This window comes from Catellatospora coxensis, assembly GCF_016862635.1.
GTDB classification, from domain to species: Bacteria; Actinomycetota; Actinomycetes; order Mycobacteriales; family Micromonosporaceae; genus Catellatospora; species Catellatospora coxensis.
Map to the genome: position 1 here is coordinate 1 of NZ_BONI01000059.1, position 14,280 is coordinate 14,280.

The window sequence follows — 14,280 nt, forward strand, 5'->3', positions numbered from 1 at the left end:
ACTGGAACACGTCGGCCCGGGTTCGCCGCAACGGCGCGGCGAGCCGGGGCCACCCCGCACCACCCGTCCCCATTCCCGCCCTCGGGCCGCCTCCGGCGCCGGGGGCGGCCCCGTCTCCGGGTCCGGTCAGGGTCGCGTCCCTGATGCGGGACCGGACGCCGACAGCCAGGCTGGCCCGCATGGCACGCAGAAGTGGGCAGTGGGGGCGGCAGACGCTGGTATGGCTGCACGCGGTCACCTCGATCGGCTGGATGAGCCTGGCGCTGTGCCTGTGCGTGCTGCTGATCACGCGCACCCCGGCCGGTTACGAGGCCGCCCGCGTCCTCGACAAGCAGCTGCTGGCGCACCTGGGCACGTCGTCGGCCTTCACCGGGTTGATGCTGTCCGCGCTCACGGCCTGGGGATACCTGCGCTACTGGTGGGTGCTGGCGAAGTTCGCGGTCACCCTGACGCAGCTGTACGTGGGCATCGCCGTGCTCAGCCCGCGCCTGGACGCACTGTCCGACCCCGGCGCCGCCGCCGACCCCGGCCCACTGATCGTCGCGTCGGCGCTGATGGCCTCGGCGATCGCCGGTCAGGCCTGGCTGTCGGTCGCCAAACCCTGGCGGCACACCCCGTGGGCCGACCCGCGGTGGCGCACGCCGACCTTCCCGACCTGGCTGTACTGGGCCGCGGTCGCGGTCCCGGTCCTCGACTTCGTGCTCTGGCGGGCGGTGTTCGGCTCGCCCGCGCCGCTGCTCTCACTGATCATCGCGCTGGCCTTCCCGCTCTACCGACGCCGCCACCTGCGCCTGGCCACAGCCTGACCGGCCCGACCAGCCCGGACCGCACCGGCCCGGCCACCCGCGGAGCGGACCCGGCCGAGCCGGACGTGATCGGCTGCCAGACGTGACCGAATCGGTGCCGCGGCGGTTGCCGTGCGGGTCAGCGGTCGCCGACAGGACCGAAGAACTGCGGGAATTCGCTTCCGGCAAGGAGCTCGGCCAGCGTCGGGTCCCGGGTGAGGACCGCCGGATCGGCCAGTGCGGCCTCGCCCAGGCGCACCACCGCGTCCTTGAGGGCGGTGCTGAACCGCTGTGCCTGCGCAGTCGCAGGCAGGTGCCCGACCAGCAGCGCGGGCAGCAGCAGCCGGCGAGCGAGCAGTTCCTGTGCCGACGTCGTCTGCGGGCGGCGCACCACCGAGACGTTGACCCGTACGGCGTGCTCGTTGCCCGGCGGCACGCCCGGCCGGTCGGTCTCGATCGCCGCGTACCGGAAGCCGTGCGCGACCTCGCACGACCCGCACGACACCGGCCCGGAGCCCAGTCGGCCGCCGCACTCGGCGCAGGGCAGCCGGTCCAGCGCCGCGTCCACGACCCGCCAGTCGTGGCGGTGCGGTTCCTGCACGACCATCCGCGCGATGTCGACTTCATCGTCGGGTGACAGCACGCCGAAGCCCGCCACGTAGTCCCGCCACTGCTCCTCGACCAGGGCGTCGACCAGCCCGGCGCAGCGGGCACAGTGCGGCGCGCCGCCGAACTCCCACGCCGGGCAGTCCGGGCAGGGACGCAACGGGTCACCGACCTGCGGGCGTACCGCCATGACCGCCTCCTCACGCACCGGGCCGCGACCGGCCGCGGCCAGCCTGCCAGGCGCGGCGGCCGGGCCGCCAGCAGATTCGGCGCGCCTGCCGCTACGACGGGTTGTCGGACGGCCCCAGCAGCACCCGGTTGCCCAGCGGCTGCGCCAGGCGCACCGTGTACAGCGCGGTGCGCAGCATCGCGTCCCGGACACAGCTCTCGGCGCCGCCCGGCGTGGCGGCGGGGAACGCGGTGGAGACCCGCAGCCGCACGACGGCGGCCTGCGCGGTCTCCACCGCCTCGGCCGCGTACTCCCGCACCGGCTGCCCGGGGCAGAGCGGGCCGGGCGCGGGCAGGCGCAGCGTCAGCGTCACTCCGTCGGCGGCGAGCCCTGCCTGGTCCATCACCCGGTCCGTGAACTCCACCGGCCAGAACGCGGTGTCGGCCGGCGCGGCGACGGCCAGCGGCTGGAACGAGTCCGGCGCGGTGAACAGCCACGCGGGAAGCAGCCGCGGGCCGCGGTCGGTCCGGAACTCGGCCGTGCCGAGTTCCACCTTCGTGATCAGCAGTGGCGCCGGGCTGGCATCGGGCGCCGAGGCGGGATCGCCGACGGCGGCGAGCAGGTCGTACGCCTGCCGGGAGCTGATCGCCGGCAGCTCGAACGTGCCGTCGGGCAGGGCGGCCCTGACCGTCGCCGGGCTGTCCGGCAGCTCGGTCCGCAGCTTCAGCCGCCCCTGCGACATGGCGATCTTCGCGTCGCCGGTGTGGTAGCCGTATTCCCGCACCCGGCCGTCCAGCAGCAGGATCGGCCGCGGCTTGCGGTCCACCGGGAAGTCGGCGAACCGGGCGAGCCGTGCCGCTTCGTCGGCGGGCGGCGACGCCTCGGCGACCAGCGGCACCGCCGCACCCGGCGTCGGAGCGGGCACCGGCGCACACCCGGCGAGCACGAGCGCCGGCACGGCGAGCAGCGGACAGGCGATGCGGATCAGGCGGCGCGTCATGAGTTCTCCCCCGGGACTGCGGTGCACGTCACTGGATCGACGCACAACAGCGCACCCCGGTTGCCGTGCGGGCCCTAGGCGTCGCCGTCGCCCGGCGCGGGGGGCGTGACCAGCCGCCAGTACTGCCGCCGCTGCTCCTCGCGCACCAGCACGCCCAACCGGCGCAGCTCCTCGCGCAGCAGCGCGGACTCGGCCTCCTCACGTTTCGACAGCGCCTTCGCGCGGGCGGCCAGCAGCGCGCCCGCGCCCTCCGGCAGGCCGGGCAGGTCGGGCACCCAGAGCCGGAACAGCGCGCCGTGCGGGTCGCCCTCGTCGCGCCACGGGTAGCCGTGCGCGGTGAACGCCGCCCGCAGGTCGGCGGCGCGCAGGTCGGAGCCCTCCCGGGCGTGTTCCCAGCCGTCCGGGCCCTGCAGCACGAGCTGCTTGCCGTCGACGAACACCGCGGCCACGTCGGCGCGGGCGACCGTACGCGACGGGCCGTCGACGCGGGCCAGCACCGCCGCCTCGTCGGTAACCGTCACCGTGAGCCGCTCGCCGATCGCGGTCAGCACCAGCAGCAGTCCGGCGACCAGGCCCAGCACGAGCGCACCGATCGTGGCCCACGGCTCCGGGATCTCCGCGATTAGCTTGAACGGGCCCTGGAACGGCGCCCAGGACAACCCGGCGATCCAGCCCGCGGCGGCCTTGAGCAGCCAGCCGAGGGCCATGCCCGCGATCGGGAAGCCCCAGGCGATCAGCGCCCGCTCCCCGGCCGGCACCGTCACGACCGTCTCCGCGCCCCGCTGCGACATCGCCGCCCCCTGCCCGTCGGGTGATCTCGCCGCGGTCGACCGGCGGGTCCGCGGCATCGCCGCCGAGCCTGGCACACCTCGTGCCGCGGCGCTACGCGAGTGCGTCGCGTACACGCGGAGCCGGCACACGCGGATCGCGACCGTCCCGCAAGCCGAGGGGCGTGCCCGCGCCGGCGGATGGGTGCTGCACATTTGGGCGTTAAGAAGGGCACCTTCTACATCGCATAGCGATGTGAAGGTGCCCTTCCTTTCACGTCGGCGGGCTCAGTTCGGGGTGCTGTGCTTGTCGAAGCCGATGTACAGGCGGGCCTCGGCGTTGCCGCCGAGCGCGGTCATCGTCTCCAGCTCGCGCAGCCGCAGCAGCGCGGGGTGCTCGGCGTACACGGCCGCGGCCTCGGCGAGCCGGCGCAGCGCGTCGACCTCGGCCTCGACCCGGATGCGCTGCGCGGCGGCGTCGGCCTCGGCGGCCAGCCGGGTCGCGTCGCGCTTGCCGGCCGCGGTGACCTGGTCGGCCTCGGCGCGGGCCCGCGCCTCCAGCACGTCCTTCTCGGCCTTGGTACGCGCGTCGACCAGCTGCGCCTCGGCGAGCCGCTGCGCGGCCAGCACCCGGTTCATGACCTCCTGCAGGTTGCCGGGGAAGACGATGTCCTTCACGTCGGCCCGCAGGATCTCCACGCCGTAGCCGGCCGCCGCGCCCTGCACGTCGCGCAGGATGTCCTCGGACAGCTGGTTGCGGTTGGTGAGGATGTCCTCCAGCGTCATCGACGCCAGCGAGCGGCGGGCCGCGAGCTGCACGTCGCTGTAAACGCGGTCGGTGTAGCTGTCCACCCGCTCCATCGCGGCGACCGGGTCGACCACCTTGAAGTGGGTCAGGATGCTCACCCGCAGCGCGACCTTGTCCGAGGTCAGGATCTCCTGGCCCTTCAGGGTCAGCTCGCGCTCGCGCATGTCCACCAGGGTCACCTCGACGACCGGGCCGCGCTTGCCGAAGCGGCCGCCGGCGGCGGGCAGCTCGTACCGGCCGGCCTCCAGCACGCCGACGAGCCGGCCGTCCTCGTAGCGCAGGCCGCGGTGGGTGTTCTTGATGATGATCTCTGTGGTGGCGCCCATGGCGATTCCTCATGGTGAAGGGAAGAGGGTCGCCCCGGAGCGGGTCCGATGGCTAGGACGGGTATCAGGCTAAAGAGGCCTGTCAGCATGGAATGACGGATTCCAGTGCACTTTGTCTGGCAGACACCCGCTATGAGCCCGCCGGGGCGAGATCACTTCATCACGGACCCCGTTGCCCGGCAACGGATTTTCGGCTCCCGTGGCGGCGGGCCCGCCCATGGCCGATGCTGGAGGCGTGTACGACGTCGCGATCGTCGGGGCCGGGCCGGCCGGGTCGGCCGCCGCGCTCGCCGCCGCGCGGGCCGGGGCGAAGGTGCTGCTGCTGGACCGGGACGTGTTCCCCCGGGACAAGGCCTGCGGCGACGGCATCGCCCAGCAGGGACTCGAGGTGCTGGCCGGGCTCGGGGTCACCGGGCTGACCGACGGGTACCCGCCGATCCGCTCGCTGCGCCTGACCGGGCCGGGCGGTGCGCAGGCGGCGCGGGAGCTGCCCGAGCCCGCGTACGTCATCCCGCGTGCGGTGTTCGACGCCCGCCTGGTCGCCGCAGCGGTGCGGGCCGGTGCGACGTTGGAGCAGCACACGGTACGTGCCGTCACGGTGCGCCCGGACGGCGTCGACCTCGGCGGCGGCCTCGCCGCGCGGGTCGTGATCGGGGCGGACGGCGCGAACTCCACCGTGCGCCGGGCGCTCGGCGTGCCCCGCAACCCGCCGGACCGGCTCGCCGTGGCCATCCGCGCCTACACTCCCGACGTCGTATCGCGAACGCGCCCCGGCTCCGGGCGGCCGCACCGCGACGCGACGCACGCCCTCCCCTCCGGGCCGGAGCAGCGCATCGTCATGACCGGGCAGCGGTGGCCCGCCTACGCGTGGTCGTTTCCGATCGGGGACGGGCGGCGCAACGTCGGATACGGGGAGCTGACGTCAGCCGGGCCGCTCCGCCGCACGCATCTGCTGGAGCGGATGCACGAGCTGCTCGGCGACACCGGTGCGGCCGAGGTGGCCGACGCGCGGGCGCATCACCTGCCGCTGTCGACGTGGCGGCCGCCGGCCGGGCACGGGCGGCTGCTGCTGGCCGGGGACGCGCTGTCGCTGATCAACCCGTTCACCGGCGAGGGCATCTTCTACGCGGTGCTGTCCGGGTCGCTGGCCGGGCAGGCCGCCGTGTCGCCGGGCGGCCCGGCCGCGGGGCAGGCGTACACCGTCGCGCTGCGCCGCCGCCTGGCCCGCCACCTGCGGCACACCAGCCTGGTCGCCCGCCTGACCGCACGGCCCTGGGTCGTCGACGCGGGCATGCGCGCCGCCGCCCGCGACCAGCGCGTCTTCGACGGCTTCGTCACCCTCGGCCTAGGCGACGGCCTCCTCACCCCCCGCCTCCTCACCGCCGTCGCCACCGCCGCCCTCCACCGCCGCTGACCTGGCTGCAGTTTCGGGGAAAGCGCAGCTTCGGAGACACCGATTCCTGCGGTTTGCCCGAAACTGCAGCGAGAGGCGGCCCGGGTGCCACGTGGGGTGCTTCATCTAAACGTTGTATTGGCGGGCGTCACGGTATGGAGGCGGGCGACTACATTGGATCGGCGCCGTCCACCTACCTGAGGACCGCCGATGACTGAGACCCCTGCTCGGCCGCGGTTGCGGCCGCTGCTGACCGCGACCGCGGTGACGCTGACGATGCTGTTGGCGGGCGCTGCGGCCTGCGGGCCAAAGGACAACGCGCCGACGACCGTGGACGACCTGTTCCGGAAGACCGATGTGTACGGCCAGCCGAAGATCAAGATCGGGGTGGCCGAGGACCAGCCGCTCATGGGCAAGATCGTGAACGGGCGGTTCGAGGGCTTCGACATCGAGATCGCGCGCTACCTCGCCGAATCGCTGGGCTTCCAGGGAGACAGTCGCATCGAGTGGGTGCCGCTGCAGACCGAGGACCGCGAGAACGCGCTGGTGTCCGGCCAGGTGCACCTGGTGGTGGCCAGCTACTCGATGACGCCCGACCGGGAGAAGGAGATCGACTTCGCCGGGCCGTACTTCGCCACCAAGCAGGAACTGCTGATCCGGACCGCCGACCGCGACAAGATCCGCAACCTCAGCGACCTGGCCCAGCCCGGCCGGGAGACCTGCGTGGTGGGCGGGTCCACCGGCGAGCGCCAGTTCACCGACCGCGGCCTGAAGGTTTACCCGGCGGCGACCAACCGCGAATGCCTGGAGCGGCTGATGTCGGGCAAGTCGCACGCCTACTCCACCGACGAGACGATCCTCGCCGGATACCTGTCCGAGCACCCGAAGGACCTGTTCATCGTCGACGTGCCGATCGGCGCGAACGAGCGGCTCGGCATCGGTGTGTCCAAGCAGGACCCCGAGCTGCGCGACCTGGTGGCGTACTTCCTGCGCAAGAGCTATGACGCGGGCCGGTCGACGGGCACCAGCCCGTGGCTGGCGGCCTATCGGCGCACGCTGGGGCCGTGGCTCGGCGACGACACCACCCAGCCGCCCATCGACGCCCCCGACCTGGTGGACTACGACGAGAAGGCCCGCAAGCCATGACCGGGTCCGGCGAGCCGGGGCTGCCGCCGCCCCGCAAGCGTTCCGCATGGCGCGCCGGGCAGGGCTTCTGGACGGTGGCGGTCGGTGTGCCGGCCGTCTTCTCCGTGATGCGGCTGTGGATCGAGGCGGGCGGCGAGCTGCAGACCACGCTGCTGCTGGTCGCCAACGTGGGGCCGGTCAACCTGCTGGCGGCGCTGTTCACCACGGCCACCCGGCTGGTGACCACGGGGCTGGTCACGGTGTTCGCGCTCGGCTCGGTGCTGGCCGTGAGCACCGAGGGCTGGCCGCGCCGGCGCCCGCTGTTCGCGCGGTGGTACGCGATCGCGCCGCCGTGGTTCCTGGCCGGGCTGTTCGCCATCGCGCTGGCGACGTGGCAGATCATCTTCCTGCCGCTGCTGGTGGTGGCCGCGGTGGCGGTGTTCCAGCGGGAGCTGGCCGCGCTGGGCTGGCCGCGCTGGCGGTGGGCGGTGACCGTGGCGGTGGCGCTGGCCGGATACGGCTGGCTGGTCGCGCCGACGGTGCTGCAGGCCTGGCGGACCGGGGAGCTGTTCGCGGTGGCGCTGCTGGTCGTGCCGCCGGTGCTGGCGCTGGGAGTGAGCGGGCCGCTGCCCCGGTGGCTGGTGCTGCCCGCGGCGGCGCTGGCGCAGCCCGGCATCGCGGTGGTGATGCTGATCGCGGCCGTGCCGGTGGTGATGACGCCGGTGCTGCCGATGACGGTCACCACCGTGGCCACCCCCGCCGGGGTGCCCGAGGAGGTGCGCGGGCACGTGATCAGCACCGACGACGTCAACACGGTGATCCTGCAGGAGCGCGGCGGCGTGCGGTACATCGACAACGACGACATCGAGGCGCGGGTGCTCTGCCCCACCGCGGAGGAGCTGGTGCGCTACCGGTTCTGGGTGCGCGAGTTCCACGTCGAGGACTCGCTGCTGGGCGCGCTGGGCCGCCGGGTGCGCCCGACGACCCCGGTCAGCGCGGTCTGCCGCATCCCGACCTGAGCGCGGCTCGACCCTGCCGCGAGCGGCTGAGCGGGGGCGGATGTCCGGCGACGGGCGTTAGATGGGGAGCGGGCGCACCGCTCCCCGTCTTCGTCGGCAAGGAGGCCGTAATGCAGAAGATCACTCCGTACCTGTGGTTCGACACCCAGGCCGAGCAGGCCGCGGCGCACTACACCTCGATCTTCAAGAACTCGCGGATCGTCAGCGTCGTGCCCGGCCCCGAGGGGCGCGCGATGCTGGTGAACTTCGAGTTGGAGGGCCAGCCGTTCGTCGGCCTCAACGGCGGGCCGGCATTCCACTTCACCGAGGCGATCTCGTTCTACGTGGACTGCGCGGACCAGGCCGAGGTCGACGAGATGTGGGCGCGGCTGGCCGAGGGCGGCGAGGAGGGCCAGTGCGGCTGGCTCAAGGACCGCTACGGCGTGTCCTGGCAGATCGTGCCGAAGGTGCTCGCCGAGCTGATGGGCGATCCCGATCCGCAGAAGGCGAGCCGGGTCATGCACGCCATGCTCGGCATGACGAAGATCGACATCCAGGGCCTGCGCGACGCGTACGAGGGCAGGTCCTGAGCCTGCGATGTTGTGAAGGGCACCTTCTACAACGCGGAGCGTTGTGAAGGTGCCCTTCCTTTGTTCTAAGCGCGAGGAGTGCGCCACAGGGCGATCGCGAGCCAGACGCAGCCCGCGGCGACGAGCACGCCGTGGCTGACGCGGACGGCGGCCGGGGTGAAGAACTGGGGCAGGAAGGTCGCGAAGCCGATCGCGAACAGGACGCCGGACAGGCGCGGCAGGACACCGGAGCGGGCGATCGCCACGGCGGCGAGGATCGCGCCGGCGGCCAGCAGGATCAGTCCGATGCCGAAGGTGGTCACCGCGGCCGGCAGGTAGCGGATGTCCTCGGCCAGGCCGAGCAGGTCGAGCTGGGCGCCGGCGGTGTGCTCGGCGGCCAGCACGTGCAGGGCGAAGTCCTCCGCGCCGTAGAAGGGCAGGGTGAGGCCGGCGCCGATCCAGGCGGTGACGGCGGCGGTGAGCGCCAGCGGTTCGGCGCGGGTGCCGTCGACGACGCGGCGTACCGCCAGCAGGGCGAGCGGCACGAGGATGAAGCCGATCATCGCGAACAGGTGGGTGGCGACCCACCAGGGCGAGGACATGGCTTCCTGCGCGCCCTGCAGCGTGGTCTCGTCCCGCCACGGGCGCAGGCCCGGGTACAGCGCGAACAGGACTCCGGCGGCGGCCAGCGCGGCGGCCGCCAGGCGGATCCGGGTAAGGGGTGCGGACATGGTCTTCTCCTCAGGGGTGAGCCGGCAGGGAATCGAGCAACGTGGCGATGAGCTGCCGGTATGTCTCGTCGAGGTCTTCGGGCAGGCCGAAGCCGCCGGCGGACTCCAGCGAGGCGAAACCGTGCGCGATGACGCGCAGCTTGCGGATGGTGTGGACCTGGCCCGCGGGGTCGAGCCGCCAGGGCCGTAGCGCGGCCTGGATGACTTCGAGCTGCCGGATGCCGGCCGCGGCGAGTTCGGGGTGGTGCAGCGGGTCGACGGGCATCGCGGCGTAGCGAGCGGGGTGGGCCACCACGTACGCGCGGTAGGCGTGCATCAGGGCGGTGATCGCGTCCGCCCCGCTGCGGCCCATCGCCGCGGCGGCGAAGCGGTCCGCGAGTTCGTTGAGCACGCGTATCCCGACCTGGGTCTTCAGCTCGGCGAGGCCGCCGACGTGTTTGTAGAGCGACGGGGCGGCGACACCGCAGCGCGCCGCGACGGCGGCCAGGGTGAGCGCGGCGACGCCGTGCTCGTCGATGACCTCGACGGCCGCCTGGACGACGGCCTGAGTGGACAGTCCGGCCCTGGGCATGTCGCCGCCCCCTTCCGTTGGCTAATGTGCGTAGCTTACACGCTACTGGCATTAGCCAACCGTCGTCAAGCGGACGCTGCGCAGCGCGGTCGAGCACGGCGGATAAGTGGGCAATTATGGACATTAAGGACTAAATCCGATACAAAGGGCATACCTGATCGAGCGCGTGGCGGGGAAGCGCTCCAGGTGTGCCGGCGACGGCTCCCCCTGACACCTGTGCCTGCCGCTACGCCTCCAGCAGCAATGTCCATGGTCTACGAGTCGGCTCGGTCGATTCGGGTTCGGAGGCTGGCATGTCGTTTCGAAGGTCCCTGGCGACAGGTGCTGCGGTGGCCACCGCGCTCCTGCCGTCACTGCTGAGCGCCACGCCCGCGCAGGCGGCGGTGATCCCCGGCGTGGGCTCCGCGCCGCTGGTCGCGTACGCCGACCGCAACTTCACCGGCGCCAAGCAGTCCTACGGGACGGGCGTGTTCGACGCCGCCAAGAAGGAGCTCGGCGTCGTCGGCAACGACGCCATCACCTCGCTCTACGTAGCCTCCGGATACCGCGCCCTGGCCTGCGACAACGGCGGCTCCGAGGGCAACGTGAACAAGGGTTCGCTGGGCGCCTGCCGCTACTTCGACGCCGGGCTGCACCAGTTCGTCGGCGGCGACCTCAACGACAAGATCTCGCTGCTGGCCGTCATGGGCAAGCCGGTCAAGGGCACCGCCGTCACCGCGTTCCAGAACACCAAGTTCACCGGCACCTCGCTGCCGCTGGGCTCGGGCGGCTTCGGCCAAGTCGCCGGCAACCTGTCCACGCTGGCCGACTCGGTCAAGTCGCTGAAGGTCACCGACGGATACCGCGTCGTCGCCTGCGACAACGACGCCAAGCCGGGCACCGCCACCCTCGACCTCGGCAAGTGCCGGCTGTTCCGCGGCGGCGAGCACGCCACCGTCGGCGGCGACATGGAGAAGAAGATCTCCCTGGTCGCCGTGGGCGCGCCCCCGCTGATCGCCGCCAGCGACGCCGAGCTGGGCGGCCTGCGCCAGTCCTTCAACCCGGGCGTGTACACCGGGCTCGCCAACGAGCTGGCCACCGTCGGCAACGACAAGATCAGTTCGCTGCGGGTCGGCGACGGCTGGAAGGTCGTCGGCTGCCGCAACGACAGCACCGGCCCGAGCGGGCAGGGCGACCTGGGCCAGTGCCGGATGTTCGGCGCGGGCGAGACCAGCCTGGGCGGCAGCGCGCTCAACGACGCCATCTCCACGCTCGTCGTGCAGGCCGGCCCGGCGTCGGGCAGCCTGCTGAACGTGTACGCCGACCGCGACTTCAAGGGCGCCACGGCCGCCTTCGGCCCCGGCGTCTACACGGCCGCGGACCTCGCCCCGGTCGGCAACGACGCGGTCAGCTCGCTGCGCGTGCCCGGCGCGGGCCGCGCCGTGCTCTGCGACAACGACTCCGGGCAGAACCTGGGCACCTGCCGGCTGTTCGTCAAGAGCGACCACCTGTTCGTCGGCGGCGACATCAACGACAAGACCTCGCTGATCGCCCTGGCCCCGTAACAACCGGCAGAACGCACGCGGCCCGCGCCACCCGGCACGGGCCGCGTTCGCGTCGCCGGCACGCGCGGCGGCTCAGCCGGTCGGCTCGGACTCCCGCCGGCGCTGCTGCTCCGCGGCCAGGTGGCCCAGGCTCGGGCCGAGGATCTGGCTGCGGTAGAAGTCCGTCGAGTCCTCCCGCGTGAGCTGGAAGCAGGCCACGGCCAGCAGCACCACCTCCAGCGTGGTCAGCACGCTGCGGGCCGTGGAGTGCCAGCCGGGCAGCAGTCCCAGGTCCGCCAGGGTGTACACCGGCATGCCGATGTCCGACGGCGGCGCGTACTCCAGGCCCACCGCGATGCCGCAGACGAGCACGACCGCCAGCGGGGCGGCGGCGACCCACACCAGGACCCGGGCGGCCTGCCACGGCCGCCGGACCGCGACCGCCAGGACCGCGAAGGCCACCACGGCCAGGACCGCGACCCCGAGGTCGAACCAGAGCGACTCCCGTACGACGGCGACGACGTCCGCCGGGTCGGCCACCTGCGCGGCGAGCCCCGAGCCCAGGAACGTGTCGCCCGCGGCGGGGAACCGGCCCAGCGAGACCGCCGAGACGACCGCGTCGGTCACGGCGACCGCGACGAACGCCGCCAGCGCGGTGCTCGCCACCGTGACGGTGCGCGGCCGGACCTCGTTGCTGACCATGCTCTTCCTTTCCCCTGACGACGACTGCGTCGCACAGTGTGCGGGACGCGCCGGGCCGCGCGTGGCCCCGTCGGGTCACGAATCGGCCGCTCGTCGCGGATGGAGGGACGCGCCGGTCAGGCGCCGGTGACGCCGTCGACGCCCTCGCGGAGGAGATCGGCGTGGCCGTTGTGGCGGGCGTACTCGTGGATCAGGTGCAGCATCACGAACCGCAGCGAGACGTCGGAGCCCCAGCGGGGGTTGTGCGCGACCACGTCCAGCGACTCGGCCTCGCGTTCGATGCGGCGCGCGTGCTCGACCTCGGCCTGCCACGCCGTGAACGCGTCCGCGCGGGTCGCGCCGGTCGCGTCGTACGCCACCTGGTAGTCGTTGTCGGGCGACCAGACCAGGGTGATGTCCTCACCGGCGATGACCTTGCGGAACCAGGTGCGCTCGACCTCGCACATGTGCCGGACCAGGCCGAGCAGGCTCAGCGTCGACGGCGGCATGGACCGCTCGCGCAGCTGCTCGTCGGTCAGCCCGTCGCATTTCCAGGCCAGCGTGGCCCGGTGGTAGTCGAGGAACTGCCGCAGCGTCTCCCGCTCGCCGGCGATCAGGGGCACGTCGGGGCGCTCGGTGGCCATCACGAAGATCCTTCCGTCGGAAGCCACCTTTGTACCAGGTCGCCGGGTAGGCAAGATCGCCGTTTCCGGTCAGCGGGCGTGGTCCGAGCACAGATCATGGCCGCAACCAGCGATCTCGCCTGGCGCCCGCGCTCAGCGGCCGGTGCGCAGGAACGTCAGCGACCGCAGGTGGTCGATCAGGGCCTCCATCTCGGCGAGCTTGTAACCGGCCTCCTCGCGCAGCTCGATGTCCATGCAGCGGTCGACCACCGAGCGCAGCGAGAAGCTGATCCGCGACATCCGGTTCAGGAAACGCTCGCGCAGGTCCTCGGCGAACGCCAGGTGCCGATCGGTGATCTCGATGTCGGTGTCGAGGGCGGCCGCCCCGGCGAGCTCGAGCGCCAGGCTTGCCTGGCCCGCGAAGACGCAGGCCATCTCGACGTCGACGGCGTCGAAGCAGGCCGCGTCGGGCCTCTTCGACAGCAGGATCGCCCCGAGCGGGGCCTCCTGCCCGGTCAGCGGCGCGATCATGATCTGCCAGGGGTGGGCGGTGCCGAGCAGGTCCTTCAGGCGCGGATCGGCGCCCGGTTCGACGACCAGCACCCGGCGCTCCGCCCGGACCAGGGCGCACACCGACAGCAGCGCGTCGGGGGCGTCGACGAGCAGCTTCAGCGTTCCCATCGCCTGCATCGCGGTCACCTGGCACCCGTCGGGTGAGAGCAGCACGACGCAGGCCCCGTCGGCCCGGTCGGCCTTCTCCGCCTGGCTGATGAGCTCGGCCATCAGCGCGTCGACGCCCACCCCGCCGAGCACCCGCTCGGTGATCGTGATCATCGCTTCCTGCCAGGCATGGCGGCGGCAGGCCTCGGTGAACATGCTGGCGTTGCCGATGGCGGCCGCGGCGACCCGGGCGAACTGGGTGACCAGCTCCTCGTCGGCGGCGCTGAACTCGGCCGCCCCCTGCTTCTCGGTCAGGTAGAAGTTGCCCAGCAGGCGGCCGCCGGACAGGATCGGCACCCCGAGGAACGACGTCATCGGCGGGTGGTGCTCCGGGAAGCCCACCGAGCACGGGTGCCGGGAGATGTCGGCGACCCGGATCGGGTGCGGCTCGTTCAGCAGCAGCCCGAGCAGCCCGTGGCCCTCGGGCAGGTGGGCCATGCGGTCGGCGGTCGCGGTGTCCATGCCGTCGAACAGGAACTCGGTGATGTGACCGTCCTCGACGACGCCGAGCGCGCCGTACCGGGCCCGGACCAGGTGTCGTGCGGTGGCGACGAGCCGGTGCAGCACCTGGGTCAGGTCGACCCCCCGGGCCATCTCCAGGTTGGCCCGCAGCAGGTTGCGGATGCGCTCGTCGCCGGCGCCGAGGGCTCGGGCGCTGTCGAGCAGGCGCTGCAGGGCCAGATCGAGTTCCAGCCGCCCGGCATGGGTGTATCGCAGCGCCGAGCCGAGACTGCCCGCCTCGCGCTCACTCCGACCGGTCATCTTCACCGCGAACGGCTCACCAGCGGCCATACCTCGCAGCCCTCCTGTGCGGAGGCCAGATCCTTGAGGCCTGGCGGAGGCCCTCCAAGAAGCATATTCCCTGTTCAGGGAGCTGTCTGCGGC

Annotated in this window: 15 protein-coding genes; 6 read left to right on the forward strand and 9 right to left on the reverse strand. The window is 72.8% G+C overall.

Annotation, left to right across the window (positions count from 1 at the left end; translation table 11 throughout):
* Positions 1–179: 179 nt before the first annotated feature.
* The gene (locus Cco03nite_RS28990) at positions 180–806 is read left to right on the forward strand and encodes a hypothetical protein (RefSeq protein WP_203695741.1); all 627 of its coding nucleotides are present in this window, start codon (positions 180–182) and stop codon (positions 804–806) included.
* A 118-nt stretch (positions 807–924) separates the two neighbouring features.
* Here Cco03nite_RS28990 and Cco03nite_RS28995 read toward each other — a convergent pair whose 3' ends face one another.
* The 4 genes from Cco03nite_RS28995 to Cco03nite_RS29010 all read right to left on the reverse strand — a co-directional run bounded on the left by Cco03nite_RS28995 (position 925) and on the right by Cco03nite_RS29010 (position 4,461).
* Positions 925–1,581 (reverse strand): hypothetical protein, encoded by a 657-nt coding sequence (locus Cco03nite_RS28995; RefSeq protein ID WP_203695743.1) that lies wholly within the window; start codon positions 1,579–1,581, stop codon positions 925–927.
* A 91-nt stretch (positions 1,582–1,672) separates the two neighbouring features.
* Positions 1,673–2,560, reverse strand: a complete 888-nt coding sequence (locus tag Cco03nite_RS29000; RefSeq protein ID WP_203695745.1) for a hypothetical protein — start codon at positions 2,558–2,560, stop codon at positions 1,673–1,675.
* 74 nt (positions 2,561–2,634) lie between these two features.
* Positions 2,635–3,351, reverse strand: coding sequence for a YqeB family protein (locus tag Cco03nite_RS29005; RefSeq protein WP_203695747.1), 717 nt, complete (start codon positions 3,349–3,351; stop codon positions 2,635–2,637).
* Between the two features lie 264 nt (positions 3,352–3,615).
* The gene (locus tag Cco03nite_RS29010) at positions 3,616–4,461 is read right to left on the reverse strand and encodes a slipin family protein (RefSeq protein ID WP_203695749.1); all 846 of its coding nucleotides are present in this window, start codon (positions 4,459–4,461) and stop codon (positions 3,616–3,618) included.
* A gap of 199 nt (positions 4,462–4,660) precedes the next feature.
* Here Cco03nite_RS29010 and Cco03nite_RS29015 point away from each other — a divergent pair, with 199 nt between their 5' ends.
* The 4 genes from Cco03nite_RS29015 to Cco03nite_RS29030 all read left to right on the forward strand — a co-directional run bounded on the left by Cco03nite_RS29015 (position 4,661) and on the right by Cco03nite_RS29030 (position 8,567).
* Entirely contained in the window at positions 4,661–5,875 is a 1,215-nt protein-coding gene (locus tag Cco03nite_RS29015; protein WP_373314352.1) for a geranylgeranyl reductase family protein, read from the forward strand.
* A gap of 189 nt (positions 5,876–6,064) precedes the next feature.
* Positions 6,065–7,000: a transporter substrate-binding domain-containing protein gene (locus Cco03nite_RS29020; protein WP_203695753.1), complete on the forward strand. Its 936-nt coding sequence runs from the start codon at positions 6,065–6,067 to the stop codon at positions 6,998–7,000.
* Positions 6,997–7,998, forward strand: coding sequence for a hypothetical protein (locus Cco03nite_RS29025; protein WP_203695755.1), 1,002 nt, complete (start codon positions 6,997–6,999; stop codon positions 7,996–7,998). The genes Cco03nite_RS29020 and Cco03nite_RS29025 overlap by 4 nt, the downstream gene beginning before the upstream one ends.
* 110 nt (positions 7,999–8,108) lie before the next feature.
* Positions 8,109–8,567 (forward strand): VOC family protein, encoded by a 459-nt coding sequence (locus tag Cco03nite_RS29030; RefSeq protein WP_203695757.1) that lies wholly within the window; start codon positions 8,109–8,111, stop codon positions 8,565–8,567.
* A gap of 65 nt (positions 8,568–8,632) precedes the next feature.
* Here Cco03nite_RS29030 and Cco03nite_RS29035 read toward each other — a convergent pair whose 3' ends face one another.
* Complete coding sequence (locus Cco03nite_RS29035; RefSeq protein ID WP_203695759.1) at positions 8,633–9,277, reverse strand: hypothetical protein; 645 nt, start codon at positions 9,275–9,277, stop codon at positions 8,633–8,635.
* 10 nt (positions 9,278–9,287) lie between these two features.
* Positions 9,288–9,848 carry a TetR/AcrR family transcriptional regulator gene (locus tag Cco03nite_RS29040; RefSeq protein ID WP_203695761.1) on the reverse strand — a complete coding sequence of 187 codons (561 nt, stop codon included), beginning with the start codon at positions 9,846–9,848 and terminating at the stop codon, positions 9,288–9,290.
* Positions 9,849–10,177: 329 nt separating this feature from the next.
* Between Cco03nite_RS29040 and Cco03nite_RS29045 the strand changes: the two genes are divergently transcribed.
* Positions 10,178–11,392, forward strand: coding sequence for a hypothetical protein (locus tag Cco03nite_RS29045; protein ID WP_203695763.1), 1,215 nt, complete (start codon positions 10,178–10,180; stop codon positions 11,390–11,392).
* Positions 11,393–11,464: 72 nt separating this feature from the next.
* Here the strand turns inward: Cco03nite_RS29045 and Cco03nite_RS29050 are convergent, their stop codons facing one another.
* The 3 genes from Cco03nite_RS29050 to Cco03nite_RS29060 form a co-directional block, all read right to left on the reverse strand.
* On the reverse strand, positions 11,465–12,073 hold the full coding sequence (locus Cco03nite_RS29050; RefSeq protein ID WP_203695765.1) for a hypothetical protein: 609 nt from the start codon (positions 12,071–12,073) through the stop codon (positions 11,465–11,467).
* 116 nt (positions 12,074–12,189) lie between these two features.
* The gene (locus Cco03nite_RS29055) at positions 12,190–12,696 is read right to left on the reverse strand and encodes a DinB family protein (RefSeq protein WP_203695767.1); all 507 of its coding nucleotides are present in this window, start codon (positions 12,694–12,696) and stop codon (positions 12,190–12,192) included.
* 132 nt (positions 12,697–12,828) lie between these two features.
* Positions 12,829–14,187, reverse strand: a complete 1,359-nt coding sequence (locus Cco03nite_RS29060; RefSeq protein WP_203695769.1) for a GAF domain-containing protein — start codon at positions 14,185–14,187, stop codon at positions 12,829–12,831.
* Between the last annotated feature and the right edge of the window lie 93 nt (positions 14,188–14,280).